Below are 24,686 nucleotides of genomic sequence, written 5' to 3' on the forward strand. Positions count from 1 at the left end.
CGATGAAAAACGTTGGCGACCTGATGCAACGCCTGCAAAAAATGATGCCTGCCCATATCAAACCCGCATTCAAAACGGGCGAAGAACTGCTGGCCTGGCAGAAAGAGCAAGGGGCAATCCGCTCCGCCGCTCTCGAACGTGAAAACCGGGCGATGAAAATGCAGCGCACCTTTAACCGCTCCGGTATTCGTCCACTGCATCAGAACTGCTCCTTTGAGAACTATCGCGTTGAGTGTGAAGGGCAGATGAATGCGTTAAGCAAAGCACGCCAGTATGTCGAAGAGTTTGACGGCAACATCGCCAGCTTCATCTTTTCTGGCAAGCCAGGAACCGGCAAAAACCATCTGGCGGCGGCAATCTGCAACGAGCTACTGCTACGCGGTAAATCCGTATTGATCATCACCGTGGCCGATATTATGTCGGCGATGAAAGATACCTTCAGGAATAGCGGTACCAGCGAAGAACAACTGCTTAACGATCTGAGCAACGTTGATCTGCTGGTGATCGATGAGATCGGTGTGCAGACCGAATCAAAATACGAAAAAGTGATCATCAACCAGATCGTCGATCGCCGCTCTTCTTCCAAACGCCCAACCGGGATGCTGACCAACAGTAATATGGAAGAGATGACCAAGTTGCTGGGCGAACGCGTGATGGATCGTATGCGCCTGGGTAACAGTTTGTGGGTGATCTTCAACTGGGATAGCTACCGTAGCCGGGTAACGGGTAAAGAGTATTAATCCCCGTTTCTGGCGGTATACTGCGACACAATTCCACATTGAGTAATAATGATGAAAACTGTTAAACACCTTCTGTGCTGTGCCCTTGCCGCCAGCGCATTAATTTCCACCGGGGTGCATGCTGCATCCTGGAAAGATGCGCTCTCCAGCGCCGCCAGCGAACTTGGCAACCAAAACAGCACGACACAAGAAGGCGGTTGGTCGCTCGCTTCATTAACTAGCTTGCTTAGCAGCGGGAACCAGGCCTTAAGCGCAGATAACATGAACAATGCCGCAGGCATACTGCAATACTGCGCGAAGCAGAAGTTGGCTTCGGTAACCGATGCCGAAAACATCAAGAACCAGGTGCTGGAAAAGCTGGGCCTGAACAGTGAAGAGCAAAAAGAAGACACCAACTATCTGGATGGCATTCAGGGTTTGCTGAAAACCAAAGATGGTCAGCAACTCAATCTGGATAACATCGGAACGACTCCGCTGGCAGAAAAGGTGAAAACCAAAGCCTGCGATCTGGTGTTAAAGCAGGGGCTAAACTTCATTTCCTGATCCGCGAAACGCCGCGTTTTAGCTGTTACCCGGCTGACGCGGCTCTCTCCTGCCCTTTTCCCTGCTCCTGGACGGTTTTCCCCCTGTTACACGGGAAGCGACCGTAATCAAAAAAGTCTGTTTATAAACTAATTCCTAACAACATCGCATTTTTTTGACACTAGAATTGCAGCAATATGGCGACGCCATTACATTGTGCTTCTCAAAAAGCTTAAACGTTGGCTAAACGGCCCGGTTTAGTGAGGATCGCCCGTTGTCAGAACTACTCTCTTTCGCCCTTTTTCTCGCCTCTGTGCTGATTTACGCATGGAAAGCGGGACGTAACACCTGGTGGTTTGCAGCCACGTTAACGGTGCTGGGGCTATTTGTCGTTTTAAATATCACCCTGTTTGCCAGCGACTATTTTACTGGTGATGGTATTAACGACGCGGTTCTCTATACCTTAACCAACAGCCTGACCGGTGCTGGCGTCAGCAAATACATTCTTCCGGGTATCGGCATTGTGCTGGGGCTGACGGCGGTGTTCGGTGCGCTGGGCTGGATCCTGCGCCGTCGTCGTCATCATCCGCACCATTTTGGTTACAGCCTGCTGGCACTCTTACTGGCGCTGGGTTCAGTGGATGCCAGCCCGGCATTTCGTCAGATAACGGAACTGGTGAAATCCCAGTCACGCGACGGCGACCCGGACTTTGCGGCTTATTATAAAGAGCCGTCGAAAACTATCCCTGACCCGAAACTCAACCTGGTTTATATCTACGGCGAAAGTCTCGAGCGAACCTATTTTGATAACGAAGCTTTCCCGGATCTCACGCCTGAACTGGGCGCGTTGAAAAATGAAGGCCTGGATTTCAGCCACACGCAGCAGCTGCCAGGAACGGATTACACGATTGCGGGCATGGTGGCTTCTCAGTGCGGCATACCGCTGTTTGCTCCCTTTGAAGGCAACGCCTCTGCTTCTGTTTCCAGCTTCTTCCCACAGAACATCTGTCTGGGCGATATCCTGAAGAACTCGGGTTATCAGAACTATTTCGTGCAGGGCGCGAATCTGCGTTTTGCCGGTAAAGATGTGTTCCTGAAGTCGCACGGCTTCGACCACTTATACGGCTCAGAAGAGCTGAAAAGCGTGGTGGCAGACCCACACTATCGCAACGACTGGGGATTCTACGACGATACCGTGCTGGATGAAGCGTGGAAAAAGTTTGAAGAGCTTTCCCGCTCTGGCCAGCGATTCTCACTGTTTACCCTGACAGTCGATACCCATCACCCGGATGGTTTTATCTCGCGTACCTGTAACCGCAAAAAATATGATTTTGACGGTAAGCCGAATCAGTCATTCAGTGCGGTAAGTTGCAGCCAGGAGAACATCGCAACGTTTATCAACAAAATCAAAGCGTCACCGTGGTTTAAGGATACCGTTATCGTTGTCTCGTCTGACCATTTAGCGATGAACAACACGGCGTGGAAATACCTCAATAAGCAAGATCGCAATAATCTGTTTTTCGTCATTCGTGGCGACAAGCCGCAGCAAGAAACGCTGGCGGTGAAGCGTAATACGATGGATAACGGCGCGACGGTGCTGGACATTCTCGGTGGCGATAACTATCTCGGACTTGGTCGTAGCAGTTTATCCGGGCAGTCAATGTCGGAAATCTTCCTCAATATCAAAGAGAAAACATTGGCATGGAAGCCGGATATCATCCGCCTGTGGAAATTCCCTAAAGAGATGAAAGAGTTCACCATCGACCAGCAGAAAAACATGATTGCCTTCTCGGGTAGCCATTTCCGTTTGCCGCTGCTGTTGCGGGTTTCAGACAAGCGCGTGGAACCGCTGCCGGAAAGTGAATACTCAGCACCACTGCGTTTCCAGTTGGCCGATTTTGCTCCACGCGACAATTTCGTCTGGGTTGACCGTTGCTACAAGATGGCACAACTCTGGGCTCCGGAACTGGCACTTTCCACCGACTGGTGTGTCTCGCAGGGCCAACTTGGCGGTAAGCAAATTGTTCAGCATGTTGACAAAACAACATGGAAGGGCAAAACAGCATTTAAAGATACGGTCATCGACATGGCGCGTTACAAAGGCAATGTCGATACGCTGAAGATTGTTGATAACGATATTCGCTACAAAGCCGACAGTTTCATCTTCAACGTCGCCGGTGCGCCAGAAGAGGTGAAACAGTTTAGCGGGATTTCCCGTCCAGAGTCGTGGGGCCGCTGGTCCAACGCTCAGCTGGGCGACGAAGTAAAAATCGAGTACAAGCATCCGCTGCCGAAGAAATTTGACCTGGTGATTACCGCCAAAGCATACGGCAATAACGCCAGCCGTCCTATTCCGGTACGCGTAGGCAATGAAGAACAAACCCTTGTGCTGGGCAATGAAGTAACCACCACCACGCTGCATTTCGATAACCCAACCGATGCCAACACGCTGGTGATTGTGCCACCTGAACCCGTCTCAACCAATGAAGGGAATATCCTCGGACACTCGCCGCGTAAGCTTGGTATCGGCATGGTGGAAATTAAAGTGGTGGAACGTGAAGGGTAATTCCTGACTGATTTGTAGGTCGCATAAGGTGCGACCTACACACCTTCTCCGGCTCACAACACATTATTAAGAAACAAAAAAAACAGCGCCCAACACTTCCCCGGACGCTGCATGGCAACTTTAATAATCTCGCCTTATAAGAAAGTAATTACACCCTTAATCAACTCACGGTTGTTAATCACATCGCGCTCATAGGTTTCTGCCAGCGTGGCGAACGGGTAGCGATGGGTTAACATCATGTCGGCAGTGATTTTTCCCTCCGCCATCAGTCGACCGACTTTAGCGAAATCTTCCGGCGTGGCGTTGCGGCTGCCCATCATCGTCGTTTCTTTTTTATGGAATTCCGGATCGGAGAACTGCAACTCACCTTTAAACAGACCGACAAATACCACCGTGCCGCCGTGACGAATCAGATTTACGGTGTTATTCATCGCATGTTGATTACCTGTCGCGTCGATCACTTTCTGCGCCAGCGAACCACCAAACTGCGCCCGCAGCTGCGCGTCAAAATCTTCGGCTGACGGGTCCAGCACGGGCAACTCCAGACGCGTTGCCACATGTTCTCGGCGTGCCGGACTGGTATCCGCCACCACCACCTGTGCGCCATCAGCTTTAGCGATTGCCGCCGCGCCCAGACCGATTGGCCCCGCCCCGACCACCAGCACCTGCTCGCCGGGAGCAATGGCTGCACGACGCACCGCATGTGCGCTAATAGCGAAAGGTTCAATCAATGCTGCCGCCTGCGGGTCAATACCGTCTGCGGGCAAAATGTTCGCCACCGGCACGCTCAAATACTCACTAAAACCGCCATCCTGATGCACACCAATAACTGAAATTTTTTCACAGCAATTGGTGCGACCGCTTTTACATGCCGGGCATTGCTGACAGGCAACATAAGGGATCACAGCAACTTGCTGACCATTTTTAAGATCAGCAATATTTTTACCCAGCCCAACAATCTCCCCACATATTTCATGGCCTAAAACGCGTGGATAACTAAAAAATGGTTGATTTCCACCCCAGGCATGAATATCGGTACCGCAAATCCCGACAGACTTAATTTTTATTAATGCTTCATTGTCACCCGGAATAGGTATCTCACGTTGTTTCCAGACTAATTCTTTCGGCTGCTGGCAAATTAAAACATTCATCGTAGACATGATTCGGCTCTCCATTTTTTGTTGCCTTAGATATCAATGAAAATGAAAAATGGCAGCGGAACGGAAAATCTATTTTGTGAAAACACACGCATAAAAATGTTTTAAATCGGGTTTTAATGGACTCACAAGGAGGAAAATATGAGTCGCTCACAAAATTTACGCCACAATGTGATTAACCAGGTCATTGATGATATGGCGCGGGGTCACATCCCTTCCCCACTTCCATCGCAAAGTGCGCTGGCGGAAATGTACAACATCAGCCGCACCACAGTGCGCCATATTCTCAGCCACTTACGCGAATGCGGCGTCTTGACGCAGGTTGGAAACGACTATGTTATTGCGCGTAAACCTGACCATGATGACGGTTTCGCCTGTACTACCGCTTCAATGAGTGAACAAAACAAAGTGTTTGAGCAGGCTTTTTTCACGATGATAAACCAGCGCCAGTTACGCCCAGGGGAAACTTTTTCTGAACTGCAACTGGCTCGGGCCGCGGGTGTCAGCCCGGTTGTAGTAAGAGAATATCTTTTAAAATTCGGTCGTTATAATCTTATTCAGAGCGAAAAGCGCGGCCAGTGGAGCATGAAGCAATTCGATCAATCCTACGCCGAGCAGCTGTTTGAGCTACGCGAAATGCTCGAAACTCATTCACTTCAGCACTTTCTCAACCTGCCTGATCATGATCCCCGCTGGCTGCAGGCGAAAACCATGCTCGAACGTCATCGGCTACTGCGTGACAACATCGGCAATAGCTTCCGCATGTTCTCGCAACTTGACAGAGATTTTCACTCCTTACTGCTTTCAGCTGCCGATAATATCTTTTTTGATCAATCGCTTGAGATCATCTCAGTCATCTTTCATTTTCACTATCAATGGGACGAAAGCGATCTTAAACAGCGCAATATCATTGCCGTCGATGAGCATATGACCATTCTCAGCGCTCTGATTTGCCGCAGTGACCTGGATGCCACCCTTGCGCTCCGTAACCATTTGAATTCAGCTAAACAATCAATGATTCGATCCATTAATGAGAACACGCGTTATGCTCATTAAGTACGGATTAAAAACAGCAAACTATTAGCGGGTGCACGGTTTTATCAAAAGATAAATACCGGAAAATTCCCGCTTACCTATGCTCACAATCAGTCGACTAAAAATGTTTTTGTGAGCGGTAGTAAAGTCCTAAAACTTTCACCTGCCGTTAATGTCAACCTTGCGTAATGCACAATTACGTAAACAATTAAAATTATAAATACAGGAGTCCGGCGTGGAAAAAGAAAATATCACCCTCGATCCGCGTTCTTCATTTACTCCATCTTCGTCGGCAGATATTCCCGTGCCACCAGATGGATTAGTTCAACGCAGTACCCGAATTAAACGCATTCAAACCACCGCCATGTTGTTATTATTTTTTGCGGCGGTAATCAATTATCTCGACCGCAGTTCACTGTCGGTAGCAAATTTAACGATTCGTGAAGAATTGGGATTAAGTGCCACCGAAATCGGCGCTTTGCTCTCCGTGTTTTCACTCGCCTACGGGATTGCGCAGCTTCCTTGCGGCCCGCTATTGGATCGTAAAGGCCCGCGCCTGATGCTGGGACTGGGGATGTTCTTCTGGTCACTGTTCCAGGCAATGTCTGGCATGGTGCACAGCTTTACGCAGTTCGTGTTGGTGCGTATCGGTATGGGGATTGGTGAAGCGCCGATGAACCCATGCGGTGTAAAAGTCATTAACGACTGGTTCAACATCAAAGAGCGCGGACGCCCGATGGGCTTCTTCAACGCAGCTTCTACCATTGGCGTTGCCGTAAGCCCACCGATTCTGGCGGCGATGATGCTGGTGATGGGCTGGCGCGGGATGTTTATTACCATTGGTGTACTGGGGATTTTTCTCGCCATTGGCTGGTATATGCTCTATCGCAACCGCGAGCACGTAGAACTGACTGCCGTTGAACAAGCCTATCTCAATGCCGGTAGCGTCAATGCCCGCCGTGATCCACTCAGTTTTGCTGAATGGCGCAGCCTGTTCCGTAACCGCACAATGTGGGGAATGATGCTCGGATTCAGTGGCATCAATTACACTGCGTGGCTGTATCTGGCCTGGCTGCCAGGTTACCTGCAAACAGCCTATAATCTGGATTTAAAAAGCACCGGGTTGATGGCGGCTATCCCTTTCCTGTTTGGGGCTGCCGGGATGCTGGTCAATGGTTACGTTACCGACTGGCTGGTCAAAGGAGGAATGGCTCCGATTAAAAGCCGTAAGATCTGCATTATTGCCGGGATGTTCTGTTCTGCCGCCTTTACGCTGGTCGTACCGCAAGCGACAACATCCATGACGGCGGTTCTGCTGATTGGCATGGCACTGTTCTGCATTCACTTTGCTGGAACATCCTGCTGGGGATTGATCCACGTCGCTGTCGCTTCTCGCATGACTGCATCGGTGGGCAGTATCCAGAACTTTGCCAGCTTCATCTGCGCTTCTTTCGCGCCGATCATTACTGGTTTTATTGTCGATACCACCCACTCATTCCGTCTGGCGCTAATCATCTGCGGTTGCGTCACCGCGGCGGGTGCACTGGCATACATCTTCCTGGTTCGTCAGCCGATCAACGACCCACGTAAAGATTAATTTCCCTATGCCCGATAACATTTTGCTTATCGGGCATTTTTATGGCGATTAAAACGTTTCCCAGTTCTCTCCGCTATCTGCCACTGCCACTTTGCGCGGCGCAGATGGCGTCACAGTTTTTACTACTGCCGATGCTTCGCGCTGGCGTTGCTGCTGTTGCTGAATCCGGAACACTGCCACAGCTTCGGTCAGGCGACTGGCCTGCTCCTCCAGCGCGGCGGCGGCGGCGGCAGATTCTTCCACCAGCGCAGCGTTCTGTTGGGTTACCCGGTCCATCTCAGCTACTGCTAAGCCAACCTGATCGATACCACGGCTCTGCTCATCAGAAGCCGAAGCAATTTCGCCCATAATGTCCGTCACGCGGGTCACAGCGCTGACAATCTCTGCCATGGTTTCCCCGGCGCTTTCGACCAGCGTAGAGCCAACATCCACTTTGCCCACCGAGTCTTCAATCAGGCTTTTAATTTCGCGAGCCGCCTGAGCGCTACGCTGGGCCAGATTACGCACTTCTCCCGCAACCACCGCAAAACCGCGCCCTTGCTCACCCGCACGCGCTGCTTCAACCGCCGCGTTCAAAGCCAGAATATTGGTCTGGAAGGCAATGCCGTCAATTACGCTGATAATATCGGCGATTTTCTGCGAGCTGGTGGAGATATCGCGCATGGTCTGCACCACGTTATCAACCACTTTGCCGCCACGTTGCGCCGTTTCGGAAGCACTTAATGCCAGATGGCTAGCCTGACGCGCATTCTCGGCGTTCTGTTTCACCGTTGCGGTCAGTTGCTCCATGCTGGCTGCCGTCTCTTCCAGCGAAGCGGCCTGTTGCTCGGTGCGCGAAGAAAGATCGTTATTGCCGGTGGCGATTTCGCTGGCACCGCTATAGATAGCATTGGCCCCGTTGCGCACATCACCGACGGTACGCATCAGCTCTCCCTGCATATGGCGCAAACTCTCTGCCAGTTGCCCCATCTCATTAGAACCATCCACCTCAATCGGTTTCACCAGATCGCCACCTGCAATATGACGAATGCTGTCAATCAGACGATTCATTGGCGCTACCAACGAGGCTTTAATACCGAACCAGACGGCGAAGATGACCGCCAGTACGACGATCATCACGCCCACCAGAATCCACATCGCCTGGCTGTAGGAGGCATTATTATCGCTGACGGCGATATCATAGAGCCGATCGTTTTGCTCCATGTAAGCCACATACTGCTTCTCGAAACCGTCCTGATATCCCTGAGTCGGCTGATCAAAGAATTCGTTGATTTTGCCTGCACCTAACAGTTGGATCAGTTCCGCCAGCGCATTGTGATAAATATCGTAATTACGTTTGATCTCTGCCGCTGCGGCGGTGCTCTGACGCGGGTCACGCGGCAATGCTTCGTAATCCGCCCAGTTTTTTTCCGCCTGTTTCAGCGAAATACTGGCACTCTGCATCAGCTCGGCAACGGTTGAACCGCTACCAATATTGTTCTGATCCATCATGTAGCGGATACCCGCGCGGTTGAGGGTGTTACGCGTCTGCAACAACGCGACCCAGCTGCCATTCAGCGTGGATTGCTGCTGGCGAATGGTTTGTAAAACAGTGAAATTTTCTTTGTCATTCTTTAAGGCATTAAAGAACAGACCGCCTGATGTCAGTTGTAAAAGGCCAAAAACGGCCAAAACCAGCAGTAAGCTGGTCACGATCTTGATACGTTTTAACATGGTTTCTCTTTCCACTAGACAGATACACTGGTTGTCGGCCTGGTGGTGGAAAACTTTATGCTGTGGAAAAGCGTCGGCACTGCTTTTGTTGCAGCAAACTTGCGTTTTTTGTGAGGGTCACACTCTATAGCGGCAGTTTATGGTACAAAGTATCAATCTTCTTCGAATCAGTGATACTCCCATGGCTTATAGCATCGATATCATCTCCTGCATTACCGAACGATTTATGGCGTTAACAGCCACTGAAAAGCGTATCGCACAATTTATTCTTGATGACGTCTCTGCCGCAGTAGAGTTGCCAATTGCTGAGCTGGCACGGTTAACGCAAACCAGTCAGGCGTCGGTGACGCGTTTTGCCCGTGCACTGGGGTGCAAAGATGTCCGCGAGTTGAAAGTCAAACTGGCGCAGTCACTGGCTGTCGGGCAGCGGTTTATTCTCGATGTACCGGATCTTGACGGTGTTCAGGGGATCTACGAAGCGATTATTAGCGTGCTGGAAACGCATCGTCGTTCGCTGGATATGAATGCCATCAGCCAGGCGGTAAGCTGGTTAAGTCAGGCGCGGCAAATTCTTGCGTTAGGAACTGGCGGCGGTTCCACTATCTGTTCACAGGAGATTCAGTACCGTTTATTCCGTCTGGGGCTACCAGTGGTCAGTCAGAATGATGCCCTGATGATGAGAATGATGTGCTCGGCAGTGATGCCGCAGGATGTGGTGATTGTGCTGTCGCTGGGCGGTTATACACCGGAAATCATCGAAAGTGCGGCAATCGCCCGTCAGTATGGCGCGCGTGTTATTGCCATTACGCCAGCACAAACACCGCTGGCAGAACAGGTAGATCTGGTATTGCCGTTACTGGTTCAGGAAAGTGATTACATTTTTAAGCCCACCCCTTCCCGCTACGCGATGTTAGCCATGGTCGATGTACTGGCAACGGAACTGGCAATGGCAAATAAAGCGCAGGCGAAAGATCGCCTGCGGCGGATAAAACTGGTGTTAGACAGCCACCGTGGGGGCGCTAACCGCCAGCCACTTGGCGATTAGCACTGTCGGTTATGCTTCTTCAGGTTTGGTGATCACGACACTCTGGTTTTCACGCTCATTGGTGATAATCGCCAAAGCTTCTTCCCGGCTGACCTGACTTGCTGGCGTTACCAACGTCACCAGTACGCCAGCGACCAGGCTGCCCAGCACTGACGGAATACACGGGTTACCCCAGTAAGCCAGCCAGTCGGCATTCATCAGCACCACAATGGACATCACCATACCGCTCACTAACGCCGCCAGCGCGCCCTGCCAGTTAAAGCGTAGCCAGAAGCGACCGAGAATCGAGCAGATAAACAGCCCGGACATCAGCATCGAAATCATTTTGGTAATGTAGCTGATGATGTCATTAGAGGTCAGAGCAAAGACCAGCGCCAGGCCAATAACAAAGGTCAACATCCAGCGTGAGTAAGTAATGGCCTTGTCCTCCGGCGGCATTCTGCCGGTAATCATGGTGTAGACGTCGCGCATCATAATCGCCACTGCCGCAATGGCATCAGAACTGGCAGAAGACATGGTGGCTGAAAGCCCGGCAATCAGCACCACCAGCCCAAGAATGGCAGGTAAGAAACTGGTCGCGAACAAGAAGGCGTAGTTGCTGTTTTCCAGATTTGGGTTCATGGTGAACGCCGCCATGCCGATAATGGCAGGCAGAATCGAGAAGAACAGATACAACACGCCAGTAATAACAAATGAACGCCGTACAGAGGGAACGTCTTTTCCCGAGTAAATACGTTGGCGATAAGATGGTGTGGCCAGTACGCCGACACCAATAACCAGCGCCAGCGAAAGCGCAGGCAGCACGCCCATTTTATCAATCGCAAACAGGCTCATCGCTTTTGGGTCCATCGCCTGTTCAATCGCACTCCAGCCACCAACGTGAACAACGGCAAGAATAGCCATTAATATAAAGCCAAAGAACAAAATTAGGGCCTGAATGGTATCGGTCCACACTACCGCCGAATAACCGCCGATAATAACGTAAATCGCAAAGGCCAAAGCGATAATTAATTTTGCTACAGTAAGATCAATACCCGTCGCCCAGGCAAGATACATACTGCCACCTAATATATGCGCTCCCAGCCAGCCAATAGAGGCAATAAATATCATCAGGCCGACAATATTTTTAATTAAATGGCTGCCGCCAGTATAATAAGATATTTCTTCACTCATGGTCATAAAACGTAATTTACGTACCGGTGCAAACAGCCACGCCACCAGTAATATACCTACGGCCCCACCGACGCCATAAAGCATTCCGGCCCAGCCATTGCTGTAGCCAAAGCCCACTGCGCCCATACTGGAACCCGTGCCAACCATCGTGGCAACGGTTGACCCCAGCGTCAGAAACAGCGGCAGCGAACGCCCGCCCAGCAGAAAATCTTCTCCGCTTTTCTGATTACGAGAAACAAACCAACCAAGCCAAATCATGGCGATGGCATAAATAATAAAGCCGACTAAAAAGATATGACTGTTCATAATTCACATCCTGCCAGTAGAGAGAGAATAATGTAAGAGTTCCCGGAGTGCTGAATGTATTCAGCACTCAATTGCGGTCTGTTTTTTTAATTCTTAAATTTATTAGCGGGTCGCGTTATAACAGGTCACATCGACTTCGACTTTACAATCGACAACCAGATCAGCCACACAACAAATACGTGCAGGCGGATTCTCGCCAAAAAATTCTCTGAATACTTTATTAAATGACTGGAAATAGCGGGCGTCGGTCAGGATCACTTTCACGTGAACCACATCCGCCAGGCTATAACCGGCTTCAGTCATGATGTCGACACAGTTTTGGATCGCCAGTCGTGACTGTTCAACGATTCCGCCTTCTACCACTTCACCGTTTTTCATGGGGGTTTGCCCGGAGACGTACAGCCAGCCGCCCGCCTCAACCGCCCTGGCAAAAGGCAAATGCTGCCCGCCAGTGCCTGTTCCACCTTCCGTACCGTAACGTTTAATGCTCATATTCACTCCTTAATGTGAGGTCTGCCGGCGCAGGAAGCGTCCCGCACGGCCTGTAATATGTTTATCGCGACCATAGCTCATAACGCCGTTCACCATCACCGCCTCAATGCCATCTGCCGGGCGTTTGGGATCAGAAAAGCTGGCAACATCACGAATGGTTTGTGGATCGAACAACACCAGGTCCGCAAAATAGCCAACTTTCACCAGTCCACGCTGGGGCAGGCGAAAACGGCTGGCAGAAAGCCCGGTCATTTTGTGGATAGCCGTGGTCAGTGGGAATAAGCCTTCATCACGGCAATAGTGGCCCAGCACGCGAGGGAAGGCGCCCCATAAACGTGGATGCGGCATGGGATCATTGGGCAGGCCGTCAGAGCCAATCATACTGACTGGATAACTCAATACTCTGCGGACGTCGCGCTCGTCCATGTTGTAATAGATAGCCCCGGCAGGCATTAGCAGCTTCGCGGCCTCCAGCATACTCATCTGCCAGTCGATGGCGATTTGCGCCAGTGTTTTCCCGGCCTGCTGCGGATGTGTTTGTGACCAGGTGATCACAATATCGAATTCGTCGGTGACTTGTTTGAGATCCAGCGTTGAAGAGCTGGCTGAGTAAGGATAGACATCGCAGCCAATTTCCTGGTGTTGACGCATTTGGTCAAAAAAAGCCAACGTTTCTTTTGTCCGCCCCCAGTTTTTCGCCCCGGCGCATTTATGGTGGGAAACCACGACAGGCACTTTGCCATGACGCCCAATACGAAACGCCTCATCCAGGGCATCGAGAATCGGTTCAAATTCAGAACGCAGATGGGTGGTATAAACGCCCTTCTCACCGGCTAATTCTTCCGCCAGCGCCATGACTTCTTCGGTAGTCGCCTGAAATGCTGTGGCATAGGCCAGCCCGGAACTTAACCCCAGCGCCCCCTGACTCAACGCCAGACGTAAGTCGGCACGCATAGCGGCAATTTCATCCGCCGTCGCCGGGCGAAACAGGTCGTCCATATGGTTATTACGCAGCGCCGTATGACCAATCAGCGTGCCAACGTTCAGTGACGGCCTTGCTGCTTCCACTGCCTGGGCATAGCTTTCAACGGTAGGATAAATAAAGTGCTCTGCTTCCCCCAGCAGATTCATCGGGTCAGGAACTTCGCCTTTCATTTTCGCCGACGCCGCACTGATCCCGCAGTTACCGACAATCACCGTGGTGATCCCCTGGCTGATCTTTGGCAGATATTCCGGGATGCGAATAACGTTGATATCGTCATGGGTATGAACGTCGATAAACCCTGGTGCCAGCACCCGCCCTTCCCCGTCAATGACCTGCTGCGCCGTAACGTTAAGCGCAGGGGCAATATCGACAATCCGATCACCTGTTATTGCCACGTCACCGCGAAATTCAGGGCCGCCACTACCGTCGATAACCGTCACATTTTTGATTAACCAGTCAACCTGCATGTTCGTCACTCCATTTCTGCAATGGTGACAAGTTAACCATTTACAAGGACGAAAAACAGTGGAAAACTACGCAAAACCCAGATGATTTTATGATACTTTTATTCATAAACTATAAGATAAATAAACTAAATATTTATATTTCATTTAGTTACAAATGATACTCATATCCGATACGGTGAAAAACTTAAAAGGTGAATGTTATGAAATACCACTCTGAACCTCTGGTTCCCCATAAATCTGCCCTGATGCAAATGCCCGCAAATCTCCTTGCCGAAGATGTCTGTTTACCTGCCGCGATCATTAAAAAGCAGGCCCTGGAGAACAACATTGCGTGGATGCAGCGTTATGCTGACGCGCGCGGCGTTTCGCTGGCACCGCACGGTAAAACCACCATGACGCCGTGGATTTTTCAGGCGCAGCAGGCGGCAGGCGCCTGGGCAATAGGTGTCGGTAGCGCATGGCAGGCTGGTGCGGCAATGGCGAGCGGTATTCAGCGTGTGCTGATGGTTAACCAGTTGGTCGGCAAGGCAAATATGCAGTTGATTGCCCGGTTGCAACGACATTACCCGACGGTCGATTTTATCTGCTGTATCGACAGCATTGAGAACGCCCGCGCTTTGTCTGCCTTTTTTGCCAGTCAGCAACAGACACTGAACGTGATGATTGAGCTGGGTGTTCCCGGCGGACGCTGTGGATGCCGCTCAACGGATGCCGCACTGGCACTGGCTAAACAGGCGGCCCAATTACCAGGGCTACGTCTGCGCGGGCTTGAGTTATATGAAGGTGTTTTACACGGTGACGATCCACAACCGCAGGTAGAAGCTCTGCTGCGGGATGCCGCACAACTGGCCTGTGATATGGCAAGTTTGGTTGATGGCGAGTTTATTCTCACCGGAGCAGGCACGGTCTGGTATGACGTGGTGTGCAATATCTGGCTGGCGGCAGAAAAGCCTGATAACTGCCGCATTGTTATTCGCCCTGGCTGCTACATCACTCACGACACCGGGATCTACGACGCGGCACAACAACAGTTGCTTGCCCGCGATCCTGTGGCCTGCGATCTGGCAGGCGATCTCACATCTGCGCTGGAACTGGTCGCCATGGTGCAATCGGTGCCGGAAGCTGCTCGTGCGGTGGTTAATTTTGGTAAGCGTGATTGCGCCTTCGACGCCGGACTGCCGCAACCAGTCGCCCACTACCGCAACGGCAAATCACTGGCATTTGATCCACAGGCGATTCGCAGTACAGGTATTATGGATCAGCACTGCATGTTGCAACTGTCAGCTAATAGCGACGTGCAAGTGGGGGATATTCTGGTGTTTGGCACATCGCATCCGTGCCTGACCTTCGACAAATGGAAAACGTTGTTATTGGCTGATGACGACTACAACGTACTGGCGGAATTAGACACTCTCTTCTAAGAATACCCCTTCGGTTAATTATCGAAGGGGCATTTTTATTGTGATCTCAATCACATATCCACCCGATGAATAATTCTTGCCCAACCGCTCACCGCCATTCCTGACCGCTTACGTCCCAAATATAACCACTCAGTTATTTACCTTACTTTACGCGCGCGTAACTCTGGCAACATCACTGCAGGATAGCGGTCAATTTACCTCCTCAAACGCAACGCAAACCTAGAACGGCTTCGGCCTATTATTAACAAATTACTCTATGGATTTTGGTTTGCAGGAAGGCAGCAAGTGAGTGAATCCCCGGGAGCTTACAAAAGTAAGTGACAGGGGTGAACGAACGCAGCTGCCGCACCTGTAAGCCAAAAGACGACGAGTAAAATGCCAGGTTTTACTATGGATACGAAAAAACTATTCAAGCACATACCCTGGGTGATTCTTGGAATCATCGGTGCATTCTGCCTCGCGGTAGTTGCATTACGTCGGGGGGAGCACGTCAGCGCCCTGTGGATCGTGGTCGCCTCTGTGTCAGTGTATCTGGTGGCTTATCGCTACTACAGTCTGTACATCGCCCAGAAAGTGATGAAACTCGACCCCACGCGCGCGACGCCTGCGGTTATTAACAACGACGGTCTGAACTATGTTCCGACCAACCGTTACGTGTTGTTTGGTCACCACTTCGCTGCTATCGCCGGTGCGGGTCCGCTGGTTGGTCCGGTTCTCGCCGCGCAGATGGGCTACCTGCCTGGTACGCTGTGGCTGCTGGCGGGGGTAGTGCTGGCCGGTGCGGTACAGGACTTTATGGTGCTGTTTATCTCCTCTCGCCGTAACGGTGCATCTCTCGGTGAGATGATCAAAGAAGAGATGGGGCCAGTACCGGGAACTATCGCGCTGTTTGGCTGTTTCTTAATCATGATCATCATCCTTGCCGTCCTGGCACTGATTGTGGTTAAAGCCCTGGCCGAAAGTCCGTGGGGTGTCTTCACCGTTTGCTCAACCGTACCGATTGCGCTGTTCATGGGTATCTACATGCGCTTTATCCGTCCGGGGCGTGTAGGTGAAGTCTCTGTTATTGGTATCGTGCTGCTGGTTGCCTCTATCTACTTCGGTGGCGTGATTGCTCACGATCCGTACTGGGGTCCGGCACTGACCTTTAAAGACACCACAATTACCTTCGCACTGATTGGCTATGCGTTTGTTTCCGCACTGCTGCCGGTGTGGCTGATCCTCGCACCGCGCGACTATCTGGCAACCTTCCTGAAAATCGGCGTTATCGTCGGCCTGGCGCTGGGTATCGTGGTGCTGAACCCGGAACTGAAAATGCCTGCGATGACCCAGTACATTGACGGTACTGGCCCGTTGTGGAAAGGCGCTCTGTTCCCGTTCCTGTTCATCACCATCGCCTGTGGTGCGGTATCTGGCTTCCACGCGCTGATCTCTTCCGGTACAACGCCGAAATTGCTGGCTAACGAAACCGACGCGCGTTTCATTGGCTACGGCGCAATGCTGATGGAGTCCTTCGTGGCGATTATGGCGCTGGTTGCTGCGTCCATCATCGAACCGGGTCTTTACTTCGCGATGAATACCCCGCCTGCGGGCCTTGGCATCACCATGCCTAACCTGCATGAAATGGGTGGCGAGAACGCGCCGATCATCATGGCGCAGCTGAAAGACGTTACCGCACACGCGGCAGCGACTGTCAGCTCCTGGGGCTTCGTGATTTCGCCAGAGCAGATCCTGCAAACCGCGAAAGACATTGGTGAGCCTTCTGTCCTGAACCGTGCAGGTGGTGCGCCGACGCTGGCGGTAGGTATCGCTCACGTGTTCCACAAAGTGCTGCCGATGGCTGACATGGGCTTCTGGTATCACTTCGGTATTCTGTTCGAAGCCCTGTTCATCCTGACCGCGCTGGATGCGGGTACCCGTTCTGGCCGCTTTATGCTGCAAGACCTGCTGGGTAACTTCATCCCGTTCCTGAAAAAAACCGACTCTCTGGTTGCCGGTATCATCGGTACTGCGGGCTGTGTGGGTCTGTGGGGCTACCTGCTGTATCAGGGCGTGGTCGATCCGCTGGGCGGCGTTAAGAGCCTGTGGCCGCTGTTCGGTATCTCCAACCAGATGCTGGCAGCCGTAGCGCTGGTACTGGGCACCGTTGTGCTGATTAAGATGAAGCGCACCCAATACATCTGGGTGACTGTTGTTCCGGCTGTATGGCTGCTTATCTGCACCACCTGGGCGCTGGGCCTGAAACTGTTCAGCACCAACCCGCAGATGGAAGGCTTCTTCTACATGGCAAGCCAGTACAAAGAGAAGATTGCTAACGGTACTGACCTGACGGCACAGCAGATTGCCAACATGAACCACATCGTTGTGAACAACTACACCAACGCGGGTCTGAGTATTCTGTTCCTGATTGTGGTGTACAGCATCATCTTCTACGGTTTCAAAACCTGGCTGAAGGTGCGTAACAGCGACAAACGTACTGACAAAGAAACACCGTACGTTCCAATCCCGGAAGGCGGCGTGAAGATCTCTTCGCACCACTAACCGTGTTTAGCCCCGCTTCGGCGGGGCTTTGTTCTTATCAGAGTGAACTATGTTTGGTAACTTAGGACAGGCAAAAAAATATCTCGGCCAGGCGGCGAAGATGTTGATTGGCATTCCAGACTACGACAACTACGTCGAGCATATGAAGACCAACCATCCCGACAAGCCGTACATGAGCTATGAAGAATTCTTCCGCGAACGCCAGAACGCGCGCTACGGCGGCGATGGTAAAGGCGGTATGCGCTGTTGTTAATGGAGAGAGCATGAACCCGATTGCAGTTACCCTACTCACCGGTTTTTTAGGCGCAGGCAAAACCACCCTGCTGCGCCATATTCTTAATGAACAGCACGGCTACAAGATTGCCGTGATTGAAAACGAATTCGGCGAAGTCTCCGTTGATGATCAACTGATTGGCGACCGCGCCACGCAGATCAAAACGCTGACCAACGGCTGCATCTGTTGTTCGCGCTCCAACGAGCTGGAGGACGCGCTACTCGACCTGCTGGATAATCTCGACAAGGGCAATATTCAGTTCGACCGTCTGGTCATTGAATGCACCGGCATGGCCGATCCCGGCCCGATTATTCAGACCTTTTTCTCCCATGAGGTTTTATGCCAGCGTTACCTGCTGGACGGCGTGATTGCACTGGTGGATGCGGTACATGCCGATGAGCAGATGAACCAGTTCACCATCGCCCAGTCACAGGTTGGCTACGCCGACCGCATTCTGCTGACCAAAACCGACGTCGCAGGCGAAGCAGAAAAACTGCGTGAACGCCTGGCGCGCATCAACGCCCGCGCACCGGTCTACACCGTCACCCACGGCGACATCGATCTGGGGCTGCTGTTCAACACCAACGGTTTTATGCTGGAAGAAAACGTCGTCAGCACCAAACCGCGTTTCCACTTTATCGCGGATAAACAAAACGATATTTCGTCGATTGTGGTAGAACTGGATTACCCGGTAGATATCAGCGAAGTTTCCCGCGTGATGGAAAACCTGCTGCTGGAGTCGGCGGATAAACTGCTGCGTTACAAAGGGATGCTGTGGATTGACGGCGAACCTAATCGCCTGCTGTTCCAGGGCGTCCAGCGCCTCTACAGCGCCGACTGGGACCGCCCGTGGGGCGATGAAAAACCGCATAGCACGATGGTGTTTATCGGGATTCAGTTGCCGGAGGATGAGATTCGAGCAGCGTTTGCGGGGTTGAGGAAGTAAAATTTCACATTTTTCTTAAGCCGGAAGATATATATACCCCACCGGCTTAAGAAAGTGCAATTCTCTTATGAAACATCACGAAATACACAGGTAAGTTCTTTAGGACTTGCTTTCCATATATGGTCAAAGCCACTCGACAGCATGACTTCTATTTTTCCTTCCGGACTTTCAATTAGTAAATAGCGATCATGGCAGTTTGTATATTTGGGATTTGTAGTGATTTGCACACTCCATTCAGGATGGATACAATGAACAAAATTACTATTTATTTTACTTCCGTTTTGGACTGCAGCGACACCTACTGCGATTTCTGAAAATTCAATAACAAGCTCTTTTCTAGGTAGTACGGAATGAAATAAGCTGCATGTATTCTCCCAATTCTGTGCAAAGTAATTATCGCATATAATTACTTTTTTTGCATTGCAACATAGCATTTCCAGATACTTTTTTAAATATATTCTATTATCTGTAGGGCTTAATGTAACGGTAACTTGATTATTAACCATACCTTTTTTGTAATGTACAAAGGGAAGTGATAAATTATCATTCTCAGTAAGGATTATTTTCAACAACGATTTAGATGCTAAAGTAACAAGATCATCATCACTTTCAGGCTGACTTGCTAACATAGATAAATATTGTCGATATTCTAACTCCGGCATCTTCAATCCTAAATTTCTTGCCTCAATCCATTGCCTTTTGTTAGTTAAATAAGGTAGTACTAGTTTTTTATGTAATCTCTTCACCTTATTCTTATCATCCATATTTTCATATGCAACTAATAAAGATGTATCAAGAACCATTTGATAAGACATTTCTTTACCTCATCTTCATCAAATCATCTAAGGTTGCATCAAAAAAACCTAAAGGGAATCCCGTAACATTCTCTTGCAGATCGGTAAATTTCCCACCTTCATTAACTCTCATCGAGATAAAATCTTTATCCACATCAGGTTTATAATGTACAGAAATATCCTCAGAAGTTATAACATCTTCATAAACCAAATACGCAAGTTTATTGATTAAATGTTCACAATGCGTTTCTACAATAATCTGGATACCCTTACTTGCTACAAATGCTAAAAAAATTGCCAAATGAGACTGCGCTTTCGGATGCAATTGAATTTCGGGATTTTCTAGCAAAATAAGATCGCCTTTTTTTGCCATCAAACAAATAATCAAAACCTTTGCAATATAACTCATCCCAGCCCCAAGATTAAGAGGAGAAACATTTCCTTCAAGCTCTTTTAAGGTAAAAGCGACCTTAATCTGGTCACCAACTTTTTCAGTAACTAATTCAGACGTCGTTCCTGTAATCAGTTTCAACCAATAAGATAATTGATATGCAAGTGTTGTAGATTCGTGAACTTTCACCAGATATTCAGGTACTGGCAAATGTTTCATTTTATCAAATGTTGAAAACAAGAATTCTCCTGCAACACCTACTCGACGTTCTGCGGTGGGCACAAATTCTTGTGCCCCCAAGCGGTTGGCATTCAGATAGAGCAACTCAGGTTCACTACCAGGCACTCTTGGCTCGTATTGATATCCCAGACGACTATCAATTTCGATATTTTCTGAGTTGAGCGTTAACGAATGAGAATTTTTTTCTGTATCCTGGACTGTTATAACAATAGATTTTGCGTTATTTTTTTTATTTCTAATAACAGGAAAATCAGCTAGAAATCGGATAACTTCTTCCATACTATACTGATTAACAGAAGCGCTATTTTTAATTAGTAACATCAATGCCTGAATAACGCTGGATTTACCAGAAGAGTTAGTTCCAGTTAAAATGGTCAGTGGTGATAACACCAGACTTGTTGAGCCTAAACTTTTAAATCCTTGAATGTTAATATTTGTAAGCATTTTTAATCCTTTCCATTATTTCCTTCGCAAAATCAAAACGCATATTTACATATTGTGTTGTATCAATTGCACCAGAAAAAATACCAATCTCATCAAAATTATACTTGTATTGTTCAATAAGCTGTTTTAATTCAATATTTTTTGATAAAAATTCAAAACTTATCTGACTGAATACCATAACTAACACTTCGAATAATCCCATATTCACTGGTCGCCTTTTAGCACCTGATTTTGTTGAAAATCTAAATGCTTCTGAACCCAACGCTTTATAGACATTAGTCATACCAGTTATACAAGCATCTTCAACTTCTTCCAGTAACTCATCATCAGCTTTTGTATTAATGAATTTCATCGCAGATGCTAAAAAAGCATCAATATCAGACCTAAATTCAACACCTGGCATTTGATTTGTTACAAGCAAATAAAATCCTACGAACCGCAAAACCAGATATCTGTCTCGCATACGCTCAGATTTTACGCCATTACCTGTTGCAAGCCTGAAAGACTCGTGTTCAGCGAGATCCTTAATTAACTTTGTGGCCTTGCCTTGATAAAGAGCATGCCGCATTTCCTGTTTATTTAGATTAATACCACTTCGATTTACACGCTCAAAAATATTAAATTTCACATATTCAGGTGTTGGGGGTTGAATCACATAAGAATGTAACTGGCAATCTTCAAGCTTTGCTTGTAATAATGGAGGAATATCAGAAAATTTTTTTCCTCTCAAGTCAGGCAACATAGATAAATCAGTTAAAGAAAATTCATTGTTAACATAGCGTTTCAATGCAGATATTCGTTGTTTGCCATCAATGATTTGCCTGACACCATTTTCATCCTCAAAAAGATAAATTAATGGAATAGGAATCCCCATTAAAATAGATTCAATTAATTCTGACTGGTGTTTTCTATCCCAGACAAGTTTACGCTGAAAATCTGGAGCAAGAACCAGTTGCCCACGAGCTTCGCGACGGAGTAATTCGAAAACACTGGATTGCTCTTTTGCAATTCGAACCTCAGTATCTGTCCCCATTTGATGCGGATGAGATGTTAACTCAAGCTCTTCTTGATCTTCGAGTTCAATGCTGTCGTTTTCTACATCCGCATTACTCATGGTAAAATTACCTTTAAAAATTTATCGAATTATTTATTCATAAAAATAGGGCGCTGAATCAAAATTTCAGCCCCTTAATCAACATGAATTATACCCTAACTTCCTTCTTGACTGCGACCTTCACTGCACCATTATGCGAGTTATCTCCAGAACATAATGCTCTCATACCGCCCTAAGTCATAGCCAGGCTATTGATTTTATGTACAATCAGAATCGTCCTGATAAAAGCGAGAATACCCCATGGCGGAACTGAACCTAAGTAACCTGACGGAAGCAGACATCATTACCAAATGCGTTATGCCAGCCATTCTCAATGCAGGCTGGGACAACACAACGCAAATCAGACAGGAGGTCAAACTCCGGGACGGTAAAGTCATCGTACGTGGTAAAGTTGCGGCACGCAGAACGGTAAAATCTGCTGACATCGTGCTGTATCACAAACCAGGCATTCCCTTAGCCGTGATTGAAGCAAAAGCCAACAAACATGAAATTGGCAAAGGGATGCAACAGGGCATTGAATATGCGCGCCTGCTGGACGTTCCTTTTGTTTTTGCCACCAACGGTGATGGCTTTATCTTCCGCGATGCCACCGCAACCGAAGGTGAATGCCTTGAAAAGCAAATAACGCTGGATGACTTCCCCTCCCCCGCTGAACTCTGGCAAAAATTCTGCCTCTGGAAAGGATACACACAAGCTCAGCTTCCGGTTATTACTCAGGACTATTACGACGATGGCAGCGGTAAATCGCCACGTTATTACCAGCTTCAGGCAATCAACAAAACCATTGAAGCCGTCTCCAACGGGCAAAACCGCGTTCTGTTGGTCATGGCGACCGGAACAGGGAAAACCTATACCGCATTCCAGATCATCTGGCGCCTGTGGAAATCAAAAAATAAAAAACGCATTTTGTTCCTTGCCGATCGCAATATTCTGGTCGACCAAACCAAAAATAATGATTTCCAGCCATTTGGTACGGCAATGACCAAAGTCAGCGGACGCACCATTGATCCCGCTTATGAAATTCACCTCGCGCTCTATCAGGCTATAACTGGCCCGGAGGAAGACCAAAAAGCGTTTAAACAAGTCGCACCAGATTTCTTCGATCTGATCGTGATCGACGAATGCCATCGCGGCAGCGCATCCGAAGACAGCGCCTGGCGAGAGATCCTTGATTATTTCAGTTCCGCCACCCAAATTGGCTTAACCGCCACGCCAAAAGAGACGCATGAAGTCTCCAGCACGGATTACTTCGGCGATCCGGTTTACGTCTACTCGCTAAAAGAAGGGATCGAAGACGGCTTCCTCGCCCCTTATAAAGTTGTCCGTGTTGATATTGATGTTGATCTGCAAGGCTGGCGCCCAACCAAAGGGCAAACTGACTTAAACGGCGAAGTGATCGACGATCGTATCTATAACCAGAAAGATTTCGATCGCACGATGGTAATCGACGAACGCACAGAACTGGTTGCCAGAACCATTACCGACTACCTCAAGCGCACCAATCCGATGGATAAAACCATCGTCTTCTGTAACGACATCGATCATGCAGAACGTATGCGCCGCGCCCTGGTTAATCTCAACCCGGAGCAGGTGAAAAAGAACGACAAATACGTCATGAAAATCACCGGCGATGATGAAATTGGCAAAGCTCAGTTGGATAACTTCGTCAACCCGAAAAAACCGTACCCGGTTATCGCGACCACTTCAGAGCTGATGACCACTGGTGTGGATGCTAAAACCTGCAAACTGGTAGTACTGGACCAGAACATCCAGTCGATGACCAAATTCAAGCAAATTATCGGTCGTGGTACACGCATCGACGAACGTTACGGCAAACTCTGGTTTACCATCCTCGACTTTAAAAAAGCCACCGAACTGTTTGCCGATGAGCGTTTCGATGGCATTCCCGAAAAAGTCATGGATACCACACCAGAGGATATCGCCGATCCAGAATCTGATTTTGAAGAGAAACTCGAAGAAATCAGCGAACATGACGACGAACAGGTAACGGGCGTTGATGAACCGCCTGCGCCACCATACCAGGTTACCGATAGCGATGATGTCGGCCCACTTCCGGAAGAAGACGAGAAGAAAATCCGCAAGTTTCACGTCAACGGTGTAGCGGTGGGCGTTATTGCGCAGCGTGTTCAGTATTACGATGCCGACGGTAAACTGGTTACCGAATCTTTTAAAGATTACACCCGCAAAACACTGCTCAAAGAATATGCCTCGCTGGATGACTTTACCCGCAAGTGGCAGGACGCCGATCGCAAAGAAGCGATCATTCACGAGCTGGAGCAACAGGGGATCATCTGGGAAGTACTGGCAGAAGAAGTCGGTAAAGATCTCGACCCATTCGACATGCTTTGCCACGTAGTGTATGGTCAGCCGCCGTTAACCCGCAAAGAGCGCGCCGAGAACGTGCGCAAGCGGAACTACTTCACAAAATACTCTGAAGCAGCGCAAGCCGTGCTCGATAATCTGCTGGATAAATACGCCGATGCGGGCGTACAGGAGATCGAAAGTATTCAGGTGCTGAAACTTAAACCATTCGACAGCATGGGCACCTTACCGGAGATTATTAAAACCGGATTTGGCGACCGTAACGGGTATAATCAGGCGCTCAGCGAGCTGGAAAACGAAATCTACCAATTACCGCCCCGCTCTGCTTAACAACTCTCTTTTGCGCCTTCTGCAACCATTATGTTGCAGAAGGCCTTGTT

At 49.3% G+C, this 24,686-nt stretch carries 19 protein-coding genes; 11 read left to right on the forward strand and 8 right to left on the reverse strand.

The annotated features are described in order from the left end of the window. The first annotated feature begins 2 nt into the window (after nucleotides 1-2). From dnaC to opgB, 3 genes are all read left to right on the forward strand, one after another. Entirely contained in the window at nucleotides 3-740 is a 738-nt protein-coding gene (gene dnaC / locus AACU19_RS04870; protein WP_000799911.1) for a DNA replication protein DnaC, read from the forward strand. Nucleotides 741-788: 48 nt separating this feature from the next. Then, nucleotides 789-1,283, forward strand: coding sequence for a DUF2501 domain-containing protein YjjA (gene yjjA, locus AACU19_RS04875; RefSeq protein WP_077782364.1), 495 nt, complete (start codon nucleotides 789-791; stop codon nucleotides 1,281-1,283). Nucleotides 1,284-1,536: 253 nt separating this feature from the next. Beyond that, complete coding sequence (gene opgB / locus AACU19_RS04880; protein WP_039020396.1) at nucleotides 1,537-3,828, forward strand: phosphatidylglycerol--membrane-oligosaccharide glycerophosphotransferase; 2,292 nt, start codon at nucleotides 1,537-1,539, stop codon at nucleotides 3,826-3,828. Nucleotides 3,829-3,962: 134 nt separating this feature from the next. On the opposite strand, the gene lgoD is transcribed toward opgB, so the two are convergent. Then, the gene (gene lgoD, locus AACU19_RS04885; protein ID WP_000106034.1) at nucleotides 3,963-4,988 is read right to left on the reverse strand and encodes an L-galactonate oxidoreductase; all 1,026 of its coding nucleotides are present in this window, start codon (nucleotides 4,986-4,988) and stop codon (nucleotides 3,963-3,965) included. Nucleotides 4,989-5,126: 138 nt separating this feature from the next. Between lgoD and AACU19_RS04890 the strand changes: the two genes are divergently transcribed. Next, nucleotides 5,127-6,041: a GntR family transcriptional regulator gene (locus tag AACU19_RS04890; RefSeq protein ID WP_000091572.1), complete on the forward strand. Its 915-nt coding sequence runs from the start codon at nucleotides 5,127-5,129 to the stop codon at nucleotides 6,039-6,041. Between the two features lie 214 nt (nucleotides 6,042-6,255). After that, the gene (locus AACU19_RS04895; RefSeq protein WP_000410144.1) at nucleotides 6,256-7,617 is read left to right on the forward strand and encodes an MFS transporter; all 1,362 of its coding nucleotides are present in this window, start codon (nucleotides 6,256-6,258) and stop codon (nucleotides 7,615-7,617) included. A 48-nt stretch (nucleotides 7,618-7,665) separates the two neighbouring features. Here AACU19_RS04895 and tsr read toward each other — a convergent pair whose 3' ends face one another. Then, entirely contained in the window at nucleotides 7,666-9,330 is a 1,665-nt protein-coding gene (gene tsr, locus AACU19_RS04900; RefSeq protein WP_105271154.1) for a methyl-accepting chemotaxis protein, read from the reverse strand. Between the two features lie 181 nt (nucleotides 9,331-9,511). Between tsr and AACU19_RS04905 the strand changes: the two genes are divergently transcribed. Then, entirely contained in the window at nucleotides 9,512-10,375 is an 864-nt protein-coding gene (locus tag AACU19_RS04905; RefSeq protein ID WP_000331734.1) for a MurR/RpiR family transcriptional regulator, read from the forward strand. A gap of 9 nt (nucleotides 10,376-10,384) precedes the next feature. On the opposite strand, the gene AACU19_RS04910 is transcribed toward AACU19_RS04905, so the two are convergent. The 3 genes from AACU19_RS04910 to AACU19_RS04920 all read right to left on the reverse strand — a co-directional run bounded on the left by AACU19_RS04910 (nucleotide 10,385) and on the right by AACU19_RS04920 (nucleotide 13,798). Further along, nucleotides 10,385-11,854: a sodium:solute symporter family protein gene (locus tag AACU19_RS04910; protein WP_001084236.1), complete on the reverse strand. Its 1,470-nt coding sequence runs from the start codon at nucleotides 11,852-11,854 to the stop codon at nucleotides 10,385-10,387. Between the two features lie 102 nt (nucleotides 11,855-11,956). Further along, nucleotides 11,957-12,346, reverse strand: coding sequence for a RidA family protein (locus AACU19_RS04915; RefSeq protein ID WP_000023754.1), 390 nt, complete (start codon nucleotides 12,344-12,346; stop codon nucleotides 11,957-11,959). A 9-nt stretch (nucleotides 12,347-12,355) separates the two neighbouring features. After that, nucleotides 12,356-13,798 carry an N-acyl-D-amino-acid deacylase family protein gene (locus AACU19_RS04920; RefSeq protein ID WP_001195671.1) on the reverse strand — a complete coding sequence of 481 codons (1,443 nt, stop codon included), beginning with the start codon at nucleotides 13,796-13,798 and terminating at the stop codon, nucleotides 12,356-12,358. Nucleotides 13,799-13,998: 200 nt separating this feature from the next. Here AACU19_RS04920 and AACU19_RS04925 point away from each other — a divergent pair, with 200 nt between their 5' ends. The 4 genes from AACU19_RS04925 to yjiA all read left to right on the forward strand — a co-directional run bounded on the left by AACU19_RS04925 (nucleotide 13,999) and on the right by yjiA (nucleotide 18,980). Further along, nucleotides 13,999-15,219, forward strand: a complete 1,221-nt coding sequence (locus AACU19_RS04925; protein ID WP_105278749.1) for an amino acid deaminase — start codon at nucleotides 13,999-14,001, stop codon at nucleotides 15,217-15,219. A gap of 390 nt (nucleotides 15,220-15,609) precedes the next feature. Further along, the gene (gene btsT, locus AACU19_RS04930; RefSeq protein ID WP_001309197.1) at nucleotides 15,610-17,760 is read left to right on the forward strand and encodes a pyruvate/proton symporter BtsT; all 2,151 of its coding nucleotides are present in this window, start codon (nucleotides 15,610-15,612) and stop codon (nucleotides 17,758-17,760) included. A 49-nt stretch (nucleotides 17,761-17,809) separates the two neighbouring features. After that, a complete protein-coding gene (locus AACU19_RS04935; RefSeq protein ID WP_000467859.1) occupies nucleotides 17,810-18,013 on the forward strand; it encodes a YbdD/YjiX family protein in 204 nt (67 codons plus the stop codon). A 10-nt stretch (nucleotides 18,014-18,023) separates the two neighbouring features. Further along, a complete protein-coding gene (gene yjiA / locus AACU19_RS04940) occupies nucleotides 18,024-18,980 on the forward strand; it encodes a GTPase (RefSeq protein WP_001314406.1) in 957 nt (318 codons plus the stop codon). Between the two features lie 65 nt (nucleotides 18,981-19,045). Here the strand turns inward: yjiA and AACU19_RS04945 are convergent, their stop codons facing one another. From AACU19_RS04945 to AACU19_RS04955, 3 genes are read right to left on the reverse strand one after another with little or no spacing between them, the layout of a single operon-like run. Beyond that, nucleotides 19,046-19,795 (reverse strand): hypothetical protein, encoded by a 750-nt coding sequence (locus tag AACU19_RS04945; RefSeq protein ID WP_105277256.1) that lies wholly within the window; start codon nucleotides 19,793-19,795, stop codon nucleotides 19,046-19,048. Between the two features lie 4 nt (nucleotides 19,796-19,799). Further along, a complete protein-coding gene (locus AACU19_RS04950; protein ID WP_105277255.1) occupies nucleotides 19,800-20,849 on the reverse strand; it encodes an AAA family ATPase in 1,050 nt (349 codons plus the stop codon). Continuing rightward, the gene (locus AACU19_RS04955) at nucleotides 20,833-21,963 is read right to left on the reverse strand and encodes a DUF262 domain-containing protein (protein ID WP_105277254.1); all 1,131 of its coding nucleotides are present in this window, start codon (nucleotides 21,961-21,963) and stop codon (nucleotides 20,833-20,835) included. Before AACU19_RS04955 ends, AACU19_RS04950 begins: the two co-directional genes overlap by 17 nt. A gap of 240 nt (nucleotides 21,964-22,203) precedes the next feature. Here AACU19_RS04955 and hsdR point away from each other — a divergent pair, with 240 nt between their 5' ends. After that, nucleotides 22,204-24,636, forward strand: a complete 2,433-nt coding sequence (hsdR, locus tag AACU19_RS04960) for an EcoAI/FtnUII family type I restriction enzme subunit R (protein ID WP_105278750.1) — start codon at nucleotides 22,204-22,206, stop codon at nucleotides 24,634-24,636. Nucleotides 24,637-24,686 lie beyond the last annotated feature (50 nt).

The sequence above is a fragment of the Escherichia sp. MOD1-EC4550 genome, assembly GCF_963876935.1.
GTDB lineage: Bacteria > Pseudomonadota > Gammaproteobacteria > Enterobacterales > Enterobacteriaceae > Escherichia > Escherichia coli_F.

Coding starts and splice junctions, on each gene's coding strand:
- yjiA (WP_001314406.1), top strand. CDS start 18,024: ATGAACCCGATTGCAGTTACCCTACTCACCGGTTTTTTAGGCGCAGGC.
- lgoD (WP_000106034.1), bottom strand. CDS start 4,988: ATGTCTACGATGAATGTTTTAATTTGCCAGCAGCCGAAAGAATTAGTC.
- yjjA (WP_077782364.1), top strand. CDS start 789: ATGATGAAAACTGTTAAACACCTTCTGTGCTGTGCCCTTGCCGCCAGC.
- tsr (WP_105271154.1), bottom strand. CDS start 9,330: ATGTTAAAACGTATCAAGATCGTGACCAGCTTACTGCTGGTTTTGGCC.
- dnaC (WP_000799911.1), top strand. CDS start 3: ATGAAAAACGTTGGCGACCTGATGCAACGCCTGCAAAAAATGATGCCT.
- AACU19_RS04890 (WP_000091572.1), top strand. CDS start 5,127: ATGAGTCGCTCACAAAATTTACGCCACAATGTGATTAACCAGGTCATT.
- AACU19_RS04950 (WP_105277255.1), bottom strand. CDS start 20,849: ATGCTTACAAATATTAACATTCAAGGATTTAAAAGTTTAGGCTCAACA.
- AACU19_RS04925 (WP_105278749.1), top strand. CDS start 13,999: ATGAAATACCACTCTGAACCTCTGGTTCCCCATAAATCTGCCCTGATG.
- AACU19_RS04915 (WP_000023754.1), bottom strand. CDS start 12,346: ATGAGCATTAAACGTTACGGTACGGAAGGTGGAACAGGCACTGGCGGG.
- AACU19_RS04945 (WP_105277256.1), bottom strand. CDS start 19,795: ATGTCTTATCAAATGGTTCTTGATACATCTTTATTAGTTGCATATGAA.
- AACU19_RS04935 (WP_000467859.1), top strand. CDS start 17,810: ATGTTTGGTAACTTAGGACAGGCAAAAAAATATCTCGGCCAGGCGGCG.
- AACU19_RS04905 (WP_000331734.1), top strand. CDS start 9,512: ATGGCTTATAGCATCGATATCATCTCCTGCATTACCGAACGATTTATG.
- AACU19_RS04910 (WP_001084236.1), bottom strand. CDS start 11,854: ATGAACAGTCATATCTTTTTAGTCGGCTTTATTATTTATGCCATCGCC.
- btsT (WP_001309197.1), top strand. CDS start 15,610: ATGGATACGAAAAAACTATTCAAGCACATACCCTGGGTGATTCTTGGA.
- AACU19_RS04955 (WP_105277254.1), bottom strand. CDS start 21,963: ATGAGTAATGCGGATGTAGAAAACGACAGCATTGAACTCGAAGATCAA.
- AACU19_RS04920 (WP_001195671.1), bottom strand. CDS start 13,798: ATGCAGGTTGACTGGTTAATCAAAAATGTGACGGTTATCGACGGTAGT.
- hsdR (WP_105278750.1), top strand. CDS start 22,204: ATGGCGGAACTGAACCTAAGTAACCTGACGGAAGCAGACATCATTACC.